Source organism: Leucobacter sp. CX169 (genome assembly GCF_017161405.1).
Taxonomy (GTDB): domain Bacteria; phylum Actinomycetota; class Actinomycetes; order Actinomycetales; family Microbacteriaceae; genus Cx-87.
On the sequence record NZ_CP071051.1, the window covers coordinates 1,924,365 to 1,944,377 of the forward strand.

Genomic DNA, 20,013 nt, shown 5'->3' on the forward strand with positions numbered 1-20,013 from the left:
CCTCGATCGTCACCGCGGGCGGCGCGGCCGCGGGATCCTGCGCGGCGCGAGCCGGGAGGCGGTCCGCGGGCAGCTCGGGGGCGAACGCGGGCAGCGGGCGGAGCGCGCGGGTGGACTCGGCGTCGCCGCTCGCGGCCCCCGCCTCGAACGCCGCGGCGTAGCCCAGCAGCGCCGGGTCGGTGTAGGCGGCGCCGGCGAAGGTCAGGCCGATCGGCATCGCGATGTCCTCCATCTGACCCATCGACACGGTCACGCTCGGGATCCCGAAGTGGCGAAGCGCATAGTTGCCGTTCGAGAAGAACACGCCATTCGCCCAGGCGCGGTCGGCGGCGGCGAGGTCGATGTCGGCGTTTTCTGCGCCCACGTCCGCGTTCGCCGGGAACACGACCGCATCGATGCCGCGCTCGACGAGCCAGTTCTCGAAGAGGTCGACCCGCAACTGCACGAGCGCGCGCAGTCCATCCGCAAAGTCGGCACGCTCGCGCGGGTCGGGGATGCCGCGCTTCGCGTACTCCACGACCGAGCGGTAGCGGTTCGCGTAGTCGTCGATCTCGGTGTAGCGGTCCTCGAGCGCGCCTGGCGGCGTCGGGAAGATCGTGTCAGGGTCGACGACCGCGAGGTTCGGGATGTTCGGGTCGCCGTTGGCGCGCAGGAAGTCGTCCCAGCCAAACGGCAGGAACTCGGTGAACTCGGTGTCCATCCACCCCTCGGGAAGCACCCCGAGCCGCGCGATCTGCTCGCCTCCCGGCTCGTCGGCCTCGTACTGCTCAATCACGGGGAAGTCGACCTCGATCACCTCGGCACCGAGGTCCTCGAGTCGGGCACGCGCCGCCTCCCAGCGGGCGAGCACCGAGGGGCGCACATCGATCGGGAAGGCAGGATCCTGGCCGAGATACATCCGCGGCACACCGAGGCGGACACCCTGCAGGGCGTCCGGGCGCTGTACTTCGAGGTACGACGCGGGGCGGTGCTCGCTCGGCAGGGGCGTGGGAACGACACTCTGGTTGCGCCAGAAGTCGCCGCGCGTCTCGGCGTCGTCCTGGACCAGGACATCGAGCAGGCGCAGCATGTCGGGCATCGATCGGGTGTGGGGCACGACGACGTCACGCGCGGGGAAGAGCGGCCAGTTGCCGCGAATCGACAGGATGCCCCACGACGGCGTGTAGGCGCACAGGCCGTTGTTTGAGGCAGGGCTGCGACCCGACGACACCGTCTCCTCCCCCATGCCGAACACGGCGAGGTTTGCGGCGGTTGACACGGCCGAGCCGTTGGAGGAACCGGAGGCGTACGCTGCGGCGAGGAAATCGGGGTTATACGGGCTCTCGGCGCGGCCGTAGACGCCGCGCTGCATGCCGCCGTCGGCCATGGGCGGCATATTCGTCTTGCCGATCAGTACGGCGCCCGCCTCGCGCAGCTTCTCGACCGAGAACGCGTCGCGCTGGGCGATGAGGTCTTTGAACGCGGGCGAGCCAGAAGCGACCGTCAACCCCCGCACCATGTACGAGTCCTTCACCGTGAACGGCACGCCCTCGAGCGGGCGGGCGGTACCTGAGCGCCAACGCCGATCGGACTCGGCCGCCATCGCGAGCGCCTCGGGGTTCAGCACGGGGACCGCGCAGAGCCGCGCCGCTTCCCGATCGAAGGCACCGATGCGCGACAGGTAGCGGGCCGTGAGCTCGACGCTCGTGATGCGCCCTGCGGCGAGCGCGGCGAGCACCTCCGAGATGCTCGTCTCCAGCAGATGGAAGGGGTCGTGCTGCGCAGCCAAGGCGAACTCCTTTGGTCAGTCGTGTGCGTGGGGTGCCACGCACGTGCTGCTGCGATCGTATACTGAAATTGTTTTCAGTTCGAGTTTCTCGGCGTGCCGGTCTTCGGCTCGCCCGGCCGAAGGAGCCCCAGATGACAGAGCCGGGTGCGACCCCCGACCGGATCCTTGCCGCGTGCGAACGAGTGATCGCCCGCGGCGGCCTCGCACGGTTTCGCATGCAGGATGTCGCGCGCGAAGCGGGGGTCTCGATCGGACTCCTCTCGTATCACTTCGGCGATCGCGCGGGGCTGCTCCAGGCCGCGCTCGACCACGTCGCTGCCAACGGCGAGAACCACACCGCCGGACCCGAGGAGTTGACTCCCCTCGCGCGACTGCGCGCGTCGCTGCGCGCTGACTTTGGCAATGAGCCGGGCGTGCGCGAGGGCTCGATCACCTGGAACGAGGTGCGCGCGAACGCCGTATTCGACACGGCGAACGCCGCGGCGCTCACCCGTTCGACCGCCAACTGGCAGGACGCGATGGCCGCGCTCATCGCCGAAGCGAATCCGGCCGATTCGCGCCCCGGGCACACCGCGCTCCTGCTCACGAGCCTCGTGGAGGGCCTCTCCGGCCGCTGGCTCACGGGCCAGATCGACGCGGAGGCGGCCCGCGCGGCGATCGATGCGGCGATCGATGTGACCGTCGCACACTAGGCGGCCGCAGCGCCGCGGCCGACGGCAGCGCGAGAGACAACAGACCCGATCCTGTCGGGAACAGAATGGGCACTGCGCCGGAGCCCAGCCATCATGCCACTCTCCGGCAAAACTGCAGCTACTCGCACCCACCCTTCGCCGATAGCCCACCACACAGGAGTGATCGCAGTGACCGAAATCGCAAGCGCGCCGCACGACACACTGCAGCGCGGGCTCTCGAACCGCCACCTTCAACTCATCGCCATCGGCGGGGCCATCGGCACCGGCCTCTTCCTCGGGTCGGGCAAGATCATCAGCCTCACCGGACCGTCGGTGCTCTTCGTCTACGGCGTCATCGGTTTCATGATCTTCTTCGTGATGCGCGCGCTCGGCGAGATCCTGCTCTCAAATCTGAACTATCAGACCTTCGGCGACATCGCGAAAGACCTGATCGGTCCCTGGGCTGGGTTCTTCGTGTCGTGGTCGTACTGGTTCTCCTGGGTGGTCATCTGCGTGGCCGACATCATCGCAATCACCAGCTACGTCGCCTACATCAACCCGACGATCCCGAGCTGGGTTCCAGCGGTCGTGACGGCAATCGCTCTCACCATCTTGAACCTGCAGCCCGTCCGGTTCTTCGGCGAGTTCGAGTTCTGGTTCGCCATGATCAAGATCGTGGCGATCCTCGCGCTGATCGCTACCGGCATCTTCTTGCTCTTCTCCGGCTTCCAGAACCCCGACACGGGCACCTCGGCCGCCCTCTCGAATCTCTGGTCCGACGGCGGCATGTTCCCGTTCGGGGTTGGCGGCTTCCTGCTCGGCTTCCAGCTCGGTATTTTCTCGTTCATCGGCGTCGAGCTCGTCGGCACCGCGGCCGCCGAGACGATGGACCCCCACAAGAACCTGCCAAAGGCGATCAACTCGATCGTGGTGCGGATCCTGATCTTCTACATCGGCGCACTGACCATTGTGATGGCCATCACCCCGTGGCGGGAGATCGACCCCGAACAGAGCCCGTTCGTGACGACGCTCGCCTACGCTGGCTTCGGCGCGGCCGCCTTCGCTATCAATCTCGTCGTGCTGACCTCCGCCGCCTCGAGCTCAAATTCAGGCTTCTACTCGGGCACGCGCATGATGTTCGCGCTGGCCAAGGACGGGCACGCCCCGCACCGATTCTCAATTACGGACAATCGAGGTGTGCCGCGCCGAGCGGTCTTCTTCACCGCGGTATTCCTCTTCAGCGCGGCCCCGATCCTGCTCGCCGGCGATAGCGTGATCGCGGCGTTCACCTTCGTCTCCTCGGTCGCTTCCGTCTTCATCCTGTTCATCTGGGGCATGATCCTGGTGAGCTACATTTCGTACCGCCGGCGCTTCCCCGCCCGTCACACGGAATCGAAATTCAAGATGCCGCTGTCGCGCTTCGCCCCGTGGATGGTGCTCGCGTTCTTCGTCTTCATCGTCTACACCCTCATCCTCGGGGAGGACACCCGGATCCCGATCCTGGTCGCGCCGGTCTGGTTCGCCGGGCTGGCGGTAATCTGGCAGCTGCGCAAGCGCCAGCTGCTCCGTCACGGTGAGCCGCTGACCGGGGCCGTCAAGCTGCCCGGGACCGGCGAGGACGCGTAGCTCTCGCTCGGCTTCGGCACTAGAGCGAGCGCACTCGCCGCTGCATGATCTCGCCCAGCCAATGTGCCGCAGGGGGCGCGGCCCCCAACCTGGTCGCGAACGAGACGTGCCGCTCGCCCAGATCCTGCACCGCGGGGAGGAGAACGACCCCGAAGCGCGGGTCGACCGCGGCCGCGGTCGAGAGCCCGAATCCGAGCCCAGCCGCGACGAGGCCGTGAATCATGTTCAGGTCGTCGCTGCGCATGAGCTCGCGCACCTCGTAGCCCACCGAGTGACACACACGTCGAAGCAAACGATCGGATGCCTCGTCGGCGTTCCGGCTGCACACCCAGGCGACCTCTGAGAGCTCGGCGAAGTCCAGCTCGTCACGTTGCGCGTACTCACTGTCGCTCGCGACCATCACGCGATAGGGCTCCTGCAACAGCGGCGTCAGCGCCAGATCCTCAGATACAAAGGCAGGATCGTCCGCGAAATCGTAGATCAGCCCCGCGTGCACCTCGCCGCCACGCAGGAGACGCACTACCTCGGTAGGTTCCGCCTCAACCACCTCCACCCGCACGGGTGAGCGCCGCTGCAACTCCCCGATGGCGGCGGGCAGCAGTCGCGAACCGATGGAGGCGAAGGTGCCGACACGAAGCGTGGCCACCCCGGCATCCCTACGATCGGCCACGAGCCGCTCGGCCTGGTCTACGCGCGCAAGAATTTGCTCCACCTCTGCCGCGAACTCGAGTCCGAGCGGCGTGAGCGTGGCCCCGCTGCGATCACGGTCGACCAACCGAATTTGCAGGTGGCGTTCGAGAGTACTCAGGTGGTGCGCCACCGTCGGGACGCCGTACTGCAGCTCCGCGGCCGCACGAGTCAGACTCCCCCGGTCGCGAATGGCCAAAAGCACACGAAACTGCTGCAGCGAGATCACGTCATACAGGATATGACAGAGAATGCGAATAGCTGATATTCCGTCGATCTGATCGCGGCCCTAACGTGAAACCATGCGAACGAGCCCGACCCTGCCCTCGACACCTCTCACGACCGCTCCCGCGCACCAGCGGGTTGCACCGTATGCGGATGCGATCCGGTCGCTGGCCAGCCATGATTGGCAGCGCCTCCATGTCCCGGCGCACCAGGGCAAGTCCGAGAACGCGCCCGGCGTTGCCGGCCTGGTGGGTCCCGAGGCGCTGGCGATGGACTTTCCCATGCTGTTCAGCGGCGTCGACCAAGACACCTGGCGGCTGGTGACCCCCGGACGCCGCACCCCGCTGATGCACGCGCAGGACCTCGCCGCCGAGGCCTGGGGCGCGAGTCGCACCTGGTTCATCACGAACGGCGGATCCGGTTGCAATCACATCGCCACGACGGTCGCGCGGGGGCTGGGCACCGAGCTGGTGGTGCAGCGCAGCGTGCACTCGAGCGTCATCGACGGCATCACACGATTCGACCTGGTGCCGCACTTCATCATGGGCGCAGTCGACACCGGGTTGGGGGCCGCACACGGGGTGACCGCGAGCGAGGTTGAGGAAACGCTCACCGCGCACCCGGACAGCTCGGCGGTCTACATCGTCTCGCCCAGCTACTTCGGCGCCGTTGCCGATGTCGCCGCGATCGCGGAGGTCGCCCACCGCCACGGCGTGCCGCTGATCGTTGATGAGGCCTGGGGCTCGCACTTCGGCATGCACCCGGACCTGCCCACGAACTCCGTCCGGCTCGGCGCGGACCTCGTGATCTCGAGCACCCAGAAGGGGGCCGGATCCCTTGCCCAGTCGGCGATGCTCCAGTTGGGCCACGGTCCGCTCGCGCAGGAGCTCGAGAGCCTGGTGGACCGCGTGGTCCGCTCGTACCAGTCGACGAGCTGCAGCTCGCTTATTCTGGCCTCACTCGACGAGGCGCGTCGCCACCTGGTCACCCGTACAGACGTCATCGGCGAGGCCCTCGATTCGGCCGCGACCATCCGCGCAGCGATTCGCGCCGATCGCCGATTCCGTGACGCCACGCCAGACATCCTGGCGAGCCCCGACGCTATTGCGAACGATCCGTTCAAGATCGCGATCGACACCCGGGGCGCCGGGATCACCGGCGGAGACGCCCAGTACCAGCTGCTGCGAGATCACCGGGTCTACTGCGAACTCGCCACTCCTGCAGCTCTCCTCCTCCTCGTCGGCGCTACCTCGCCGGCAGATACAGACCGCTTCCTGCACTCGCTGTGGGCACTGCCTGAGGCCGATATCGAGCCCGAGCGGATGCGCGCGCTCCCCGATCCCTGCGAGCGCGCGATGGGCCTCGGCGAGGCGTTTTTCGGGAAGGTTGAGGTAGTCTCACATTCTGCAGCCGCAGGACGGGTTTCCGCCGATTCACTGGCTGCATACCCGCCTGGAGTGCCCAACGTACTTCCCGGCGAGGTCCTCAGCGATGGCGCTATCGCCTTCCTTCGCGGCACGGCGACGTCCCCGTCCGGGTACGTTCGCGGTGCCAACGACGCGGCCCTCGACACCTTCCGAGTGGTCGCCGAATAGCGAGGCGCGACACCCCGCGCCTCCCCCACCTCACATCGCCCCACACACAGGAGTGTCCACCATGTCCGTCGCCACCGGCCTCGCACCACCAGAAGAAATGCACCGCGGACTCAAGAACCGCCACCTCCAGCTCATTGCAATTGGTGGCGCGATCGGCACCGGGCTCTTCCTCGGCTCCGGCAAGCTCATTAGCCTGACCGGCCCGGCGATCATCTTCGTGTACATGGTGATCGGCTTCTTCGTGTTCTTCGTCATGCGGGCACTCGGCGAGCTACTGCTCTCGAATCTGCACTACAAGACCTTCGGCGACATTGCCAAGGACATGCTCGGGCCGTGGGCTGGTTTCTTCGTTTCGTGGAACTATTGGTTCTCCTGGGTGATCGCCTGCGTCGCAGACATCGTCGCGATCACGGCCTACGCGCAGTGGTTCAACCCCGACATTCCTGCGTGGCTTCCGGCCCTCATTACGGCGGTTGTCCTCACACTGCTCAACCTGCAGCCCGTGAAGTTTTTCGGCGAGACGGAGTTCTGGTTCGCGATCATCAAGATTGTCGCAATTCTCGGTCTGATCGGCGTCGGAATCTTCTTGGTCGCGACACGCTTCCAGAACCCCGAGGGCGATGTGGCCTCGATCTCGAACCTCTGGAGCCACGGCGGCATGTTCCCGATGGGCGCGAGCGGCTTCGTGCTCGGCTTCCAGATGGGCATCTTCTCGTTCATCGGCGTCGAGATGGTCGGCACCGCGGCCGCCGAGACCGAGAACCCCCGAAAGACGCTGCCGAAAGCGATCAACTCGATCGTCGCGCGGATCCTCATCTTTTACGTCGGCGCACTCGCCGTCATCATGAGCGTCACCCCATGGGACAAGATCTCCCCCGACACAAGCCCCTTCGTCTCGACGTTTACGCTCGCGGGCTTCGGCTTCGCCGCGTTTGCGATCCAGCTTGTTGTGCTCACCTCGGCGGCCTCAAGCGCCAACGGCGGCCTGTACTCGGGCACTCGCATGCTCTTCGGGCTGTCCAAGGATGGACACGCACCGCGAGCTTTCTCGTGGACAAACTCCCGCGGCGTCCCCAGCAAGGCCGTGTTCTTCACCTGTGTCTTCTTATTCTCGGCGATCCCGCTGCTCTTCGCGGGTGACGGCGTGATCGCCGCGTTCACCTTCGTCTCGTCGATGTGCGCCACGCTCATCCTGTTCACCTGGGGATCGATCGTCGCCAGCTACATCGTGTACCGCCGCCGCTACCCCGAAAAGCATGTCGCATCGAAGTTCAAGCTGCCCTTCGCCGCGGTGATGCCCTGGCTCGTGCTTGCGTTCTTCGTGTTCATCGCCGGCACCCTGCTGTACGGCGCTGATACCCGACTGCCGTTCCTCGCAGCTCCGGTGTGGTTTGCGATACTCACGGTGCTCTGGCAACTGCGCAAACGCCGCCTCGTGCAGGCCGGGCGGCCGCTGACCGCCGCCATTCCCACGGTGCCGCACCCGCTCGACGAAGATTAGTCGACCCGATCAGCTGCACAGAACGCCGGGCCGTCCACGTGGACGGGCCCGGCGTACTGCGTAGTAGTCGGCGAGTGACCTCTTAGGCGAACGCCGAGTACCCCGTAATCTCGCGACCGATAATGAGGGCTTGCACGGTCTCCGTGCCCTCGTAGGTGTGCAGCGCCTCGATGTCCGCGAAATGCCGTGCCGCGCGGTTCTGCAGCAGGATCCCGTTGCCGCCGAGCAGGTCGCGCGCGTTGCTCGCGAGGCGTCGCGCGGTGCGGGTTGAGGTGTACTTCGCAAGAGAGGCCGCTGGGCCGCTGAGTTCTCCCGCCTCCTCCCTTCGAGTGAGTTGTACCAGCAGCGTCTGCAGGCTGGTCAGCTCGCTGAGCATCTCGGTCAGGCGCTGCTGCACGATCTGGGACTTCGTGAGCACCCGCCCAAACTGCACGCGCTGCGCGGCGTAGTGCACCGCGGTCTCGTACACCGCGGTCGCATGGCCGAGGCCGGCCCAGGCGACCCCAAGGCGGGTCGCCTGCAGCACCTGCGAGGTGTTCTTGAAGGAGTTCGCGCCGGGCATCTTCGCCGAGGCCGGCAACTGCACGCCGTCGAGCTCAATGTTCGCCTGCCAGATCGCACGGAGCGAGAGCTTGCCCTCAATCGTGGTGCCGCGATACCCCGGCGTCTCTTGCGGCACCAGGAAGCCCTGCACCTGGCCGTCGTCGCCGCGCGCCCAGATCACCGTGACTCCCCCGATGCTGCCGCTCCCAATCCACTTCTTGTGCCCGTCGATGACGTAGCCGCCATCGACCGAGCGGGCCGTCGTCTCGAGGCTTACCGAGTCCGAGCCGTGGGTGGGCTCGGTGAGGCCGAAGGCGCCGTACTCGGTACCGCGGGCCAACGGCTCAAGCCAGCGCGTCTGCTGCTCGTCCGAACCGAACATCGCGATCGAACGAAGCGCGAGCGCGCCCTGCACGCCGACGATTGTTCCGACGGAACCGTCGCCGCGGCTGAGCTCCATCGTCGTGAGGCAGGCCGCCATGATGCTCTGCGGCGCGAACCCCGGGACGTCCTGGCCGTCACGAATCAGGTCGAGCTCCCCCAAGCGAGGGATCAAATGGAGCGGGTACTCCGCGCGGTCCCAGTACCCGTCGATGACCGGACGCACCTCGTCCTGCACGAAGGCGCGGGCGCGGTCGCGGTACGCGAGGTCCTCGGCCGGGAGATTCTCGAACACTCCGGCCAGATCCGGATCAAGCGGCTCCCAGAGGTCGTACTCGGGCTCGGCCGTCCCAAGAGCGATGCGGGGCTGTGCAGCTGCGGACATAGTGGCTCCTCGATTGTGGGACTTCCGTGATGCCTCGATTCTGGCCGGGACGCAGTTCCAGGTCAAGCTCGGCTTGCTGCAGATCTTCCGGAAAAACGGTACAAAACGCGCGGCACCTAGTCCCATTTCGTTCTCGTTCGTGGTAGATTTCGGCGGTGACCGCTCCTCAGAAACGCCCGCTGAATCCCCCCGAGATCTCGGCCGCAGCCGTGCGCCTGCTCGCCGAGCGCGGGGCCGACGTCCCGAGCGCCCACGAAATCGCAGCGGCGGCCGGGATGAGCCGCAGCGCGTTCTTTCGCCGATTCGCGTCAACCGGCGACGCGGTCTTCGCCGATCACGACACCCTGCTCGAGGAGCTCGAGGAGCTGCTCTCGTCGACGCCCCTCGCGCCCAGCGCCGCGATCGTCGTCGGCGCCCGACGCATACTGGAGCACCATCTCGCTCAGCCCGAGACGACTCGTCTGCGCGCCGACATCATGCGCGAGTCGCCGGCGCTCCGCGACCGCGAGCTCGTCGTCAGCCACCGCTACGAGCGGGTGTACGCCAAGTATCTTGTCGAGCACGCTGACCTCGAGATCTGGGAGGTGGTGGCCCTCTCTGCCGCGATCGTCGCGATCCACAACGCCACGCTCCGACGTTGGCTGCGCGATCCTGCCACGCCCGCAGGGTCGGACCTCGAGCGAGATCTGAGTCAGCTCGCCGCCCGCTTCATCGGGGCGGGGACCGGCCGGGCGGATCCTGCGGGGGCAGGAAAGGTGCTCGTCGCCGTGTACGACGCGGGTGACGCGCAGTCGGTGCTCGCGCAGGTCGCTGCAGCTCTGCGGACCTCGTGAACACGCTCGACACGGTAATTATTGGCGGCGGGGCGATGGGCTCCGCCACGGCATGGGCGCTCGCGAGGCGCGGCCGCAGTGTGACGTTGCTCGAGCAGTTTGCGCCGGGCCACACCAACGGGGCGTCCCACGGCACCACCAGAAACTTCAATCCCGGCTACTCCGAGTCGCACTTTGTCGCGCTGCTCGCCTCGTCCGTTGCGCTCTGGCGCCGGTTGGGCGAGGAGGCAGGGATCGACCCCATCACCCGCACCGGTGTGGTGAATTTCGGCGACCCGATCAGCCAGGAGGCGATCGCTCGGGCGCTCTCCGTCGTCGGGATCGGCGCCGAGCACCTGGGCGCCGAAGCCGCCCGCGAGCGCTGGCGCGGAATCAATTTCGCGGGCCCCGTGCTTCACCTGCCCGACGGCGGCCAGCTGAACCCCGACGAGGCGCTGCCGGCGTTCCAGCGCGTGGCCGCTGATGCCGGTGCCGAGATTCGACACGGTGTGCGCGTGCGCGAGCTGCGCATCGTGGACGACGGCCTGGCCGAGATTTCGATCGAGACCGCGGCGGGATCCGAGACCATCCGGGCTCGGACCGTGGTCTGCACCGCGGGAGCCTGGACGCGCGCGCTGCTCGAGCCCGCACTCGAGGGTCGCGCGACGCTCCCCCGACTCGTCGTGACACAGGAACAACCGCTGCACTTTGCCGTGGCCGACGAGGGTGCAATCTGGCCCGGCTTCAACCACTCGATTGTCCCCGGGACGCCCGGGTTCGAGGGCGCCTACTCCTCCGTCTACGGCATGTTCACTCCGGGCGCCGGAGTCAAGGCTGGCTGGCACGGCACTGGGGAGATTGTCGACCCGGATCGGCGCAGCTTCGCCCCGGAGCCTAGGCAATTGCGCGCCCTCGCGGACTACGCGCGGCAGTGGCTGCCCGGCGTCGATGCCGACGTCTTCACCGAGATCAGCTGCACCTATACGAGCACCGAGGATGAGAACTTCATTCTCGACCGGATCGGCCCGATCGTCATCGGAGCGGGGTTTTCAGGGCAGGGCTTCAAGTTCACCCCGGCGGTCGGCCAGATTCTCGCGGACCTGGCCGACGGCTCGGGCTCCGCACCCGCGGCGTTCTCCGCGGGGCGCAGGATCCGGTCGCGGACGTTTGCGCACGCGCGGTCCCTGATGCCCGAGCACCGGCGTCTCCGCGCGTCCGAGTCGCCGCGCGGCCCGGAGTCCCGCTAGCCCTGCGTGGGCAGGATGAACTTCGGCACGTGATGGGTCGTCACCGCGCCTGCGGCGACGTCTGAGCCGTCCGCGGCCTCGGCGGATCCTGCGGGCCCGCCCAGCGCCGAGTGCACGGTGGCGCTCATGACGGTGAACGCATCACCGCGGCTGAACCCATGCACCCGGGTGAGGTAGCGGAACGCGCGCTGATAGCCGTGCGCGAGCGACTCTTGGAGCGAGTCTCCCAGCCCCACGAAGATGATTTCGTCTGCCGTCTCCAGCACCGGCGCCGACACCGAGAATTCCCGGGTGAGTTCGACGGTCGCCGTAATCTTCCCCGCCGCCTCGACTGCTACGTCGGACGCCTCGCCCTCGGCCATCACGGCGTGGATGTCGCCGAGCCCGAGATAGGCGCCTGCCACCCGCACGGGCAAGTACAGGCGGGTACCGATAGTCGCGTATGTGAGGTCCAGATTGCCGCCCTCGGCGTACACCGGCGCGGTCGAGGAGTTCCGGCCAACCGCTGGGGCGGTGCCGAAACACCCGACCATCGGGCGGGCCGGCACCCGAATCGTATCCGTGAGATGAATTTCGCCGTCCCGGATCGGGATCTGGCGCATGTAGGGCTCGTCGCCCATCACCGCAGCGAGGGCGCCTGAGCCCTGGAAATAGCCGGACCAGCCGTACTCGCCGAGCTCAATGTCCACGATGGTCACGATCAAGGTGTCGCCCGGCTCGGCGCCGTTGACGAACACCGGTCCGGTGATCGGGTTGACCATCGAGGTGAGGTTGTGGCTGCTCCCGGTCGCGGCGTACTCCGCATACGCGTCATCCGAGGCCTCAAACACGATCCGCTCCCCGGTGCCCGGATCCAGAGAAAGCGCCGGCAAATCTTCGGCGGAAAATCCTGAATGGGCTTGATCCTTGGACAGAAAGAAACTCATGAAAAACTCCTGTTGATTCGCATCGTTGCTCGAACGTTTTGGGCAACCCCTCCAGCCACACTAGTGAAGTTTCTGATGATGCCATCCGCGACCCCCGGGAACAGCAGTGCGCACCGCCCGCCGGATGGCGAGTGGTGCGCACGGCCTCAAATCGCGTACCGGATGGCTCGCGCTACAGCACGCTCTGGATGAAGCCCTGCGTGCGCGCGTGCTGCGGGTCATCGATCACCTGCGCGGGCGGGCCGCTCTCGACCACGACCCCGCCGTCCATGAACACGACCTCGTCGGCCGCGGAGCGTGCGAAGCCGATCTCGTGCGTGACCACCACCATCGTCATGCCCTCGTCGGCGAGCTCGCGCATGACGTCGAGGACGTCGCCAACGAGCTCCGGGTCGAGCGCGCTCGTCGGCTCGTCGAACAGCATGAGCTTCGGCCGCATCGCGAGGGCACGAGCGATCGCGATGCGCTGCTGCTGCCCGCCAGACAGCTGAGCCGGGTAGTGATCGGCCCACGCGTCCAGGCCGACTCGGCGCAAGAGCGCGTGCCCCTCCGCGATGGCTTCCGACTTGCTGCGGTGGGCGACGCCCACCGGCGCCTGGATGATGTTTTCGAGCGCGGTCTTGTGCGGGAACAGGTTGAAGCGCTGAAACACCATGCCGATCGAGCGGCGCTGCTTGGCCACCTCGCGCGGGTGCATCTCGCGCAGCACGCCGCCCTTTTCGCGGTACCCGACGAGCTCGCCGTCGACCGTGATGCGCCCGCCGTCGATGGATTCGAGGTGGTTGATGCAGCGCAGCAGGGTCGATTTTCCCGAGCCCGAGGGGCCCAGCAGGCAGGTCACCTGGCCGGCATTCACATCCATCGAGATGCCCTTGAGCACCTCGAGCGGCCCGAAGCTCTTGCGCACGCCGCGCAATTGCACCAGCGCATCATCTCGCAACTCAGACATCGCGCTTCTCCTTCTTGTTCTTCCCCTGCAGCTGCACGGCAATCGCACCGGTGAACTCTCGCGCCTTCTGCAGCGGAGTCGCAGCCTGATTGCGAGCGGCCCCGCGCCCGAAGCGGCGCTCCAGGTAGTACTGCGGCACCGAGAGGACCGAGACGATAATCAGGTACCAAATACTCACGACAATGAGCAGCTCGACCTGGCGCAGGTTCTGCGCCGAGATCTGCGTGGCCACGGTGTAGACCTCGCTCACCGCGATCAGCGACAGCAGTGACGTGTTCTTGATCATCGAGATGAGCTCATTGCCCATCGGCGGGATGATGACGCGCATCGCCTGCGGCAGCAGGATCTGCGTGAACGTGTACAACGGGCTCATGCCGAGTGACGCCGCGGCTTCCTTCTGCCCCTCGTCGACCGAGAGCATGCCCGAGCGAACGATCTCGGCGGCGTAGGCCGCCTCGTTGAGCGTCAGCGCGAGGATTCCGGCGACGAACGCCGAGATCAGCACGTTGGTATCGATCTGCCAGAAGACGATGTCGGTGAAGGGGATGCCCAAGGTGATCTTCTCGAAGATCAGTCCGAAGTAGCCCCAGATGACGATCTGCACCAGCAACGGCGTACCCCGGAACAACCAGACGAAGGCCGACGAGAACGCCACCATCACCGGGTTCGAGGAGAGCCGCATCGCCGCGAGCACGACTGCCAGGACCGTCGCAATGACCATCGAGATCGCCGTGACTAGGAGGGTGACTCCCACCCCGGAGATAATGCGCGGGCTGAAGAGGAACTCCCCGACCACCGCATAGTCGATGTTCTTGTTGGTCGCGAGCGCCTGGCCCAGCCAGAGCACGAACAGCACCAGGATGGTCGCCCAGATCCAACGACCCGGGCGGCGAAGCGGAAGTGCCTGAATATCGTACTGTGCCGCCCCTGGCTCAGCGCGTTCAGTCTGCACGTTGACGGTCATTACTTCGCCGTCTGGCCCGCGCCGTTGACGATGGCCTCGGGTACGCCCAGGTGACCCATGCCGTGCTTCTCGAGGATCTCCTGGTACACGCCGTCGTCGATGATGGACTGGAAGGCGAGGCGGATCGCTTCCGTCAGCTCGCCGTTCTCCTTGAGCATGCCGATGCCCGAGTACACGGGGCTGAACCCTTGCGGGTTCTTCGGGTCGTCCACGCCTTCGAAGTCCTTGCCGTCGCCGGCGGTAGCAATCGTGTACGCGGCCACCGGGGCGTCGGTCACGTATGCCTGCACCCGGCCGGCCTTCAGCGCGGTCTGCGCGTCGTTCGCGACGGGCAGCTCCTGCACGTCGATGCCCTGCTTACCCTCCGCCTCGCACTCGGTGACGAGCTCGCGCAGGATCTCACCCTGCACGGTGGACTTCTGCACGGCGACCGAGTGCCCGCAGAGATCAAGCAGCGTGCCGATCTTTTCGGGGTTCCCCGCCTTCACCACGATCGTGAACCCGGCGCTGACGTAGTCAACAAAGTTCAGCGTCTTCTCGCGCTCGACGGTGTCGTTCATGCCCGCCATGATGATGTCGAACTTGTGCGACTGGAGCGACGGGATCACGGTCTCGAACGCCTGGTGGGAGATCTTGAATTCAAGGTCGAGCTTCTCGCCGAGCGCCTGGGCGATATCGACGTCGAAGCCTTCGAAGGAGCCGTCGTCCTTCACCTTGATGAAGGGCGGGTAGGGAATTCCCGCCGCGACGCGCACGACGCCCGACTCGCGAAACGCCTCGGGCACCGCGTCGGCGGCGGCCTGGTCAATACCGGAGGTCAACGCGGGGGCGGCGGCGGCCGGTGCCGACTCGGTACCGGTCGCGCAGGCGCTCAGCCCGAGCGCCGCGGCGATCGCAGCTGCGGTGGCAAGTAGGGTCATTTTCTTCATAGTGCTTCCTCTTCCTTGGGGAATCTTCGGTGTAGTGATGGTGAAAGGAACGGGCGGGCTACGCCGTCGTCCGTTCGCGCTGGTGGGGCGCCAGGAACTCGGCGTACGTCTGCCGTCGCACCGCGATGCGAGCATCGCCCTGCTTGCAAAGCACGACCGCGGGCTTCAGCGCGCCGTTGTAATTGTTGGAAAGGGTGTAGCCGTAGGCGCCGGTGGCCGCGAGCACGATCGTGTCTCCCGCCGCCGGTTGCGCAAGACGTGCCTGGTCGACGAGGAGGTCGCCCGATTCGCACTGTCGCCCGACGAGCTGTGCCGTGGTGTCCGGCACCTGATTCGCGCGCTCGGCAACGATGGGGGTGAATCGGGTGCTTGTGAGCGCCACATTCATCTGATCGGCAAGGCCCCCGTTGACCGCCACAAAGGTCTCGCCGGTGCGCTTCACGTTGTTCACGCGGTACACCGTGACTCCGGCACGGGCGACCAGCGACCGGCCCGGCTCAATAATCAGTTTCGCCTCCGCTGGGAGCACTCGCCTCGCGGCTTCCGTCAGGGTGTCGAGGTACGCGTCGAGCGACGGTGCCTCATGGTCGAGGTTGTAGTCGGCGCCGAGCCCGCCGCCGACGTTGTAGACCTCGAACTCGCCGAGCCCGGCGACGGCCTCCACCGCGCGACGGAACGGCTCCAGCTCGAGCACCTGAGAGCCGATGTGGAGGTGCAGGCCCGCGACCCGAATGAACGGGTGGCTGCGCAACCGTTCGATGAGCGCCTGCGCCTGGGGAATCGGCAGACCAAACTTCGACTTCGCGCCGCCGGTCGAGACTGAACGGTGCGTGCGCGGATCCACATCCGGAATCACCCGCAGAAGTACCTCCTGCGGGGCGGTCAGGAGCGCGTCGAGCCGGTCGATATCGGCCTCGCCGTCAACCACGATCGTTCCAATACCGGCCTCGACCGCCAGCTTGAGTTCCTCGTCGCTCTTGGCATTTCCGTGCAGGTGGATGAGCGCGGGGTCGACGCCCGCCTCGAGAGCCAACAGGAGCTCCCCCGCCCCGGCGACATCGATGGCGAGGCCCTCGGACTCGGCAATCGCGTACAGCGCCATCACGGGCAGGGACTTCGAGGCAAACGTGACCTGGCTATTCGGCCAGCGCGCAGCAAGCCCCTCGCGGTAGTGACGCATCCGCTCCCGCAGCCCCTGCTCGTCCATGACGTACAGCGGCGTGCCGAACTCGTCTGCGAGTTCCGGAACCGAACATCCCCCGATCGACAGCACCCCGTCGTCCCCGACGGTCGCGTACTTCGGGAAGACCCGCTCCAACTGTGGGTCGTAAAAACCGCTCTCGCTCACGCGCCACACTCCAATCCTTCTCAGTGATGGTTCGAATGTACGAGCGCCGCCGCGCGAGATCGTTATCGACCTCGATAAACTTGCGTCATGAGTTCATCGATTTCGAGCATCATTGCGGTCTCTGACTTTTCGAGCGGGCTGCGGCTCTCGACGCTCGTGGAACAGCTGGGAAGCGATACGTTGACCCCGGTCGACCGGCTCCCCGACTCGCCCTTCGTGCAGGGGGTGACCTTTTTTGATGCCGAAACGCCGGAGCTCCAGTTTCCGGGTCAGCTCATCCTCCTCACGTCGCACTCCGCGCTCACGGCCGAGCAACTCGACCTCCTCTGTGCGTCAGCCATCGCCTCTGGGGCAAGCGGCGTTGTCGCACGCGGCGTGCAGTCGCAGCACACGTCCGCCCTCGTCCTCGCCTGCGCCCATCACGGACTCCCCCTCCTTGAACTCACGCACACTGTGGGCTGGCGCCAGTTTGATGCCCTCGTGAGTCGGCTGCTCGGCGAGCACGGTGCCGGCCTGCAGCTCGGGCCCAGCTCCGGGGACAAACTCTTTGCCCTCGCCAATTCCGTCGCGGGAGTCTTTCGCGGTTCGGTCGCGATCGAGGACCACCGGCGAAACATCCTTGCGTACTCGGCGATGCCCGAGCAGGCGATTGATGACTTTCGCGCTTCGGGGATCCTGTATCGAAAGGTCCCCGACAAACCGATCAACGAGATCAGATATCGGCAGGTGTTCGCGGCGCAGGGGGTGGCGCGGTTTGCCCAGGACGACGCGCAGGCCCCGCGCGCGGCGATCGCCATTCGTGCCGGGAACATCTCGCTGGGCTCGATCTGGGCGATCGACCCGGACGGGTACGACCTGACGCGGGAGCTGTCCGTCGAAAAGCAAGAGATCCTCGAGCAGGGTGCGATTCTCGCCGCCGGATACCTGGTCGACGCGTGGCGCTTCGACCACAGCGACGGCCGGGGGCGCGAGGCCGCCTTCCGCCGCCTGCTGATGGGCACCCCTCAGGAGGGAGACCAAGTGGCCCTCGGCCTACGGCCCACCCAGCACGTCGTCCTCGCCGCGCTCGTCTGCGACGGCGGCGTCGCGAGCGCCGCGGAGCTCAGCGAGATCCGCACACATATGGCCCGCCACCTCTCCGTCTACTTCCCGGGAAGCGGATGCCTGGTTCTCGACCAGACCGTATGCGCCCTCATCCCCAGCAAATCAACCAGCGAGATCGAGCGCTCCTTCACGCGGCTCTTGCCGGAACTGTTCCGTCTGATCAGACGCCACTGCCACGTCGGCCTGAGCGAACCGCAGCGCCTCCAGGCCTCGCTCGCGGGCCGGATCGATCGCGCGCGGGCCATCGCGGAGTGCGCGCGCGATCGATCGATCGCAGTTGCCACGCTCCCGGATGTGCAGGCACAGCTGGTCCTGCGGGAGTGTGAGTCGGCGATCACCGTCGACGGGCTCCTCCTCCCCGAGACCGCCGCCCTGCTGGGCGATGAAGAGTCGGAGACGCGACGCACGCTACTGGCCTGGTTCGAAGAACAGGGCAATGCTGCGCGCGTCGCGTCGCGTCTGAACCTGCACGAGCAGACCGTCCGCTACCGCATCCGTCAGGCCGTTGCGCGCCTCGGCATCGATCTCACCGATGCGGACCGGATCCTGACGCTCTGGCTGCAGCTCAGACTCGCCGAGCGCACGCCCGCCGGAGGCTAGTGCCCGCGCGCAATCCACTCGTCGAGGTGCGGCGCCTCGGCGCCGATCGTCGTCGTGTCGCCGTGGCCCGTGTAGACCGTGGTCTCGGGCGGCAGCGTGAGCAACACCGTCGAGATCGAATCGATGATGGTCGGAAAATCACTGTACGAGCGGCCCGTCGCACCCGGACCGCCGTTGAACAGCGTGTCGCCGGTGAACACAGCCGCAAGCGCGGGGGCGACGAAACTCGTAGACCCCGGCGAATGGCCCGGCGTGTGCCGCGCGGTCACCTCCAGCCCGGCGACGCTGAAGACATCGCCGTCGGCAATCTCGCGGTCCGGGAGCTCGTCGTAGACCGTCGACCAGAGTTCGTGATCGGCAGGGTGCAGGAACAGCTCGGCGCCGAGCAGCTCGGCCGTCTCGCGTGCCGCGCGAATGTGGTCGTCGTGCCCGTGTGTGAGGAGGACGGCCACGACCGGGCGCTCCCCCACGAACTCCGCGACCGCGGCAGCGTCATGCGCAGGATCGATCACGATGACCTCGTCGTCGTTCCCGACGATCCAGACGTTGTTCTCAACGTCCCACGTGCCGCCGTCGAGCGAGAACGTTCCGCTCGTGACGAGACGCTCGACGCGGGCGGCGCTCACAGCTCAACCACCGAACGGAGAACCGAGCCCGACGCCATGCGGGCGAAGGCCGCCTCGACGTCGCCGAGCCCGATCCGCTCGGTCACGAAGCCGTCGAGGTCGAGCCGACCGAGCTTGTACTGGTCGATCAGCATCTCGAAGTCCCGGCTGGGCAGGCAGTCGCCATACCAGGAGGACTTCAGCGAGCCGCCGCGGCCGAAGACGTCGAGCAGCGGCAGCTGGAGTTGCATGTCCGGGGTCGGCACCCCGACCAGCACGACTCGACCAGCGAGGTCGCGCGCGTAGAAGGCCTGCGTGTACGTCTCGGGGCGTCCGACCGCATCAATGACGACGTCGGCGCCGAAGCCGCCGGTCAGGGCGCGAATCGCCTCGACCGCCTCGACCTCACGCGAATTGACGGTGTGCGTCGCGCCGAATTTTCGCGCCTGCTCGAGCTTCGCGTCGTCGATGTCCACCGCGATGATCGTCGTGGCGCCCGCGAGCTGCGCGCCCGCGATCGCGGCCGTTCCGACTCCACCGCAGCCGATGACGGCGACCGACTCGCCGCGCTGCACCTCACCCGTGTTGATGGCCGCGCCGATGCCCGCCATAACCCCGCAGCCGAGCAGCCCGACTGCTGCGGCGTCCGACTCCTCGTCGATCTTCGTGCACTGGCCAGCGGCGACGAGCGTCTTTTCGATGAACGCGCCGATGCCGAGCGCCGCGGACAGCACGGTGCCGTCCTCGAGCGTCATTTTCTGGGCCGCGTTGTGCGTGTTGAAGCAGTACTGCGCCTGCCCCTTTGCACACGCCCGGCACTGGCCGCAGACCGCGCGCCAGTTCAGGATCACGCGGTCGCCGACCGCGATCTCGGTCACCCCGTCGCCGATCGCGGCGACACGGCCGGTCGCCTCGTGGCCGAGCAGGAAGGGGAACTCGTCGCTGATCCCACCCTGCTGATAGTGCAGGTCGGTGTGGCAGACGCCGCTCGTGATGATGTCGACGACCGCCTCCCCCGGGCCCGGATCCGGGACGAGGATCGTCTCGATCGTTGCCGGCGCGTTCTTCTCGCGTACAACTACACCCTGAACTCGATACCCCATCTGAAACCCCTTCGTCGTGCAGTGAGCGCGCCCTCGGGTGCGCT

At 66.8% G+C, this 20,013-nt stretch carries 16 protein-coding genes and 1 pseudogene; 7 read left to right on the plus strand and 10 right to left on the minus strand.

The window, feature by feature from the left end:
• Positions 1 to 58 precede the first annotated feature (58 nt).
• A pseudogene (locus tag JW030_RS08765) lies at positions 59 to 1,768 on the minus strand (amidase); the annotation flags it as partial.
• A 131-nt stretch (positions 1,769 to 1,899) separates the two neighbouring features.
• Between JW030_RS08765 and JW030_RS08770 the strand changes: the two are divergent.
• Both JW030_RS08770 and JW030_RS08775 read left to right on the plus strand, forming a co-directional pair.
• The gene (locus tag JW030_RS08770; RefSeq protein ID WP_188044162.1) at positions 1,900 to 2,460 is read left to right on the plus strand and encodes a TetR/AcrR family transcriptional regulator; all 561 of its coding nucleotides are present in this window, start codon (positions 1,900 to 1,902) and stop codon (positions 2,458 to 2,460) included.
• Between the two features lie 168 nt (positions 2,461 to 2,628).
• Positions 2,629 to 4,065 (plus strand): amino acid permease, encoded by a 1,437-nt coding sequence (locus JW030_RS08775; RefSeq protein ID WP_241095395.1) that lies wholly within the window; start codon positions 2,629 to 2,631, stop codon positions 4,063 to 4,065.
• 19 nt (positions 4,066 to 4,084) lie between these two features.
• Here the strand turns inward: JW030_RS08775 and JW030_RS08780 are convergent, their stop codons facing one another.
• Positions 4,085 to 4,981, minus strand: coding sequence for a LysR family transcriptional regulator (locus tag JW030_RS08780; protein WP_188044164.1), 897 nt, complete (start codon positions 4,979 to 4,981; stop codon positions 4,085 to 4,087).
• 73 nt (positions 4,982 to 5,054) lie between these two features.
• Between JW030_RS08780 and JW030_RS08785 the strand changes: the two genes are divergently transcribed.
• Together JW030_RS08785 and JW030_RS08790 are read left to right on the plus strand one after the other, a co-directional pair.
• Entirely contained in the window at positions 5,055 to 6,572 is a 1,518-nt protein-coding gene (locus JW030_RS08785; protein WP_188044165.1) for an aminotransferase class I/II-fold pyridoxal phosphate-dependent enzyme, read from the plus strand.
• A gap of 61 nt (positions 6,573 to 6,633) precedes the next feature.
• Positions 6,634 to 8,073 carry an amino acid permease gene (locus JW030_RS08790; protein WP_188044166.1) on the plus strand — a complete coding sequence of 480 codons (1,440 nt, stop codon included), beginning with the start codon at positions 6,634 to 6,636 and terminating at the stop codon, positions 8,071 to 8,073.
• Positions 8,074 to 8,155: 82 nt separating this feature from the next.
• Here the strand turns inward: JW030_RS08790 and JW030_RS08795 are convergent, their stop codons facing one another.
• Positions 8,156 to 9,382, minus strand: coding sequence for an acyl-CoA dehydrogenase family protein (locus tag JW030_RS08795; RefSeq protein WP_188044167.1), 1,227 nt, complete (start codon positions 9,380 to 9,382; stop codon positions 8,156 to 8,158).
• Between the two features lie 155 nt (positions 9,383 to 9,537).
• Between JW030_RS08795 and JW030_RS08800 the strand changes: the two genes are divergently transcribed.
• Positions 9,538 to 10,215, plus strand: a complete 678-nt coding sequence (locus JW030_RS08800; protein ID WP_241095396.1) for a TetR/AcrR family transcriptional regulator — start codon at positions 9,538 to 9,540, stop codon at positions 10,213 to 10,215.
• On the plus strand, positions 10,212 to 11,441 hold the full coding sequence (locus JW030_RS08805) for an FAD-dependent oxidoreductase (RefSeq protein WP_188044168.1): 1,230 nt from the start codon (positions 10,212 to 10,214) through the stop codon (positions 11,439 to 11,441). The genes JW030_RS08800 and JW030_RS08805 overlap by 4 nt, the downstream gene beginning before the upstream one ends.
• Here the strand turns inward: JW030_RS08805 and JW030_RS08810 are convergent.
• From JW030_RS08810 to lysA, 5 genes are all read right to left on the minus strand, one after another.
• Entirely contained in the window at positions 11,438 to 12,367 is a 930-nt protein-coding gene (locus JW030_RS08810; protein WP_188044169.1) for an acetamidase/formamidase family protein, read from the minus strand. The genes JW030_RS08805 and JW030_RS08810 overlap by 4 nt on opposite strands.
• A gap of 172 nt (positions 12,368 to 12,539) precedes the next feature.
• Positions 12,540 to 13,316 (minus strand): amino acid ABC transporter ATP-binding protein, encoded by a 777-nt coding sequence (locus JW030_RS08815; RefSeq protein ID WP_285895458.1) that lies wholly within the window; start codon positions 13,314 to 13,316, stop codon positions 12,540 to 12,542.
• The gene (locus JW030_RS08820; protein WP_188044170.1) at positions 13,309 to 14,280 is read right to left on the minus strand and encodes an amino acid ABC transporter permease; all 972 of its coding nucleotides are present in this window, start codon (positions 14,278 to 14,280) and stop codon (positions 13,309 to 13,311) included. The genes JW030_RS08815 and JW030_RS08820 overlap by 8 nt, the downstream gene beginning before the upstream one ends.
• On the minus strand, positions 14,280 to 15,209 hold the full coding sequence (locus tag JW030_RS08825) for an ABC transporter substrate-binding protein (RefSeq protein ID WP_188044171.1): 930 nt from the start codon (positions 15,207 to 15,209) through the stop codon (positions 14,280 to 14,282). The genes JW030_RS08820 and JW030_RS08825 overlap by 1 nt, the downstream gene beginning before the upstream one ends.
• Positions 15,210 to 15,267: 58 nt before the next feature.
• The gene (lysA, locus tag JW030_RS08830) at positions 15,268 to 16,557 is read right to left on the minus strand and encodes a diaminopimelate decarboxylase (RefSeq protein WP_188044172.1); all 1,290 of its coding nucleotides are present in this window, start codon (positions 16,555 to 16,557) and stop codon (positions 15,268 to 15,270) included.
• An 87-nt stretch (positions 16,558 to 16,644) separates the two neighbouring features.
• Between lysA and JW030_RS08835 the strand changes: the two genes are divergently transcribed.
• Complete coding sequence (locus tag JW030_RS08835; protein ID WP_188044173.1) at positions 16,645 to 18,261, plus strand: CdaR family transcriptional regulator; 1,617 nt, start codon at positions 16,645 to 16,647, stop codon at positions 18,259 to 18,261.
• Here the strand turns inward: JW030_RS08835 and JW030_RS08840 are convergent.
• Positions 18,258 to 18,887, minus strand: a complete 630-nt coding sequence (locus JW030_RS08840; RefSeq protein ID WP_188044174.1) for an MBL fold metallo-hydrolase — start codon at positions 18,885 to 18,887, stop codon at positions 18,258 to 18,260. The genes JW030_RS08835 and JW030_RS08840 overlap by 4 nt on opposite strands.
• Positions 18,884 to 19,969, minus strand: coding sequence for an S-(hydroxymethyl)mycothiol dehydrogenase (locus JW030_RS08845; protein ID WP_188044175.1), 1,086 nt, complete (start codon positions 19,967 to 19,969; stop codon positions 18,884 to 18,886). Before JW030_RS08845 ends, JW030_RS08840 begins: the two co-directional genes overlap by 4 nt.
• Positions 19,970 to 20,013 lie beyond the last annotated feature (44 nt).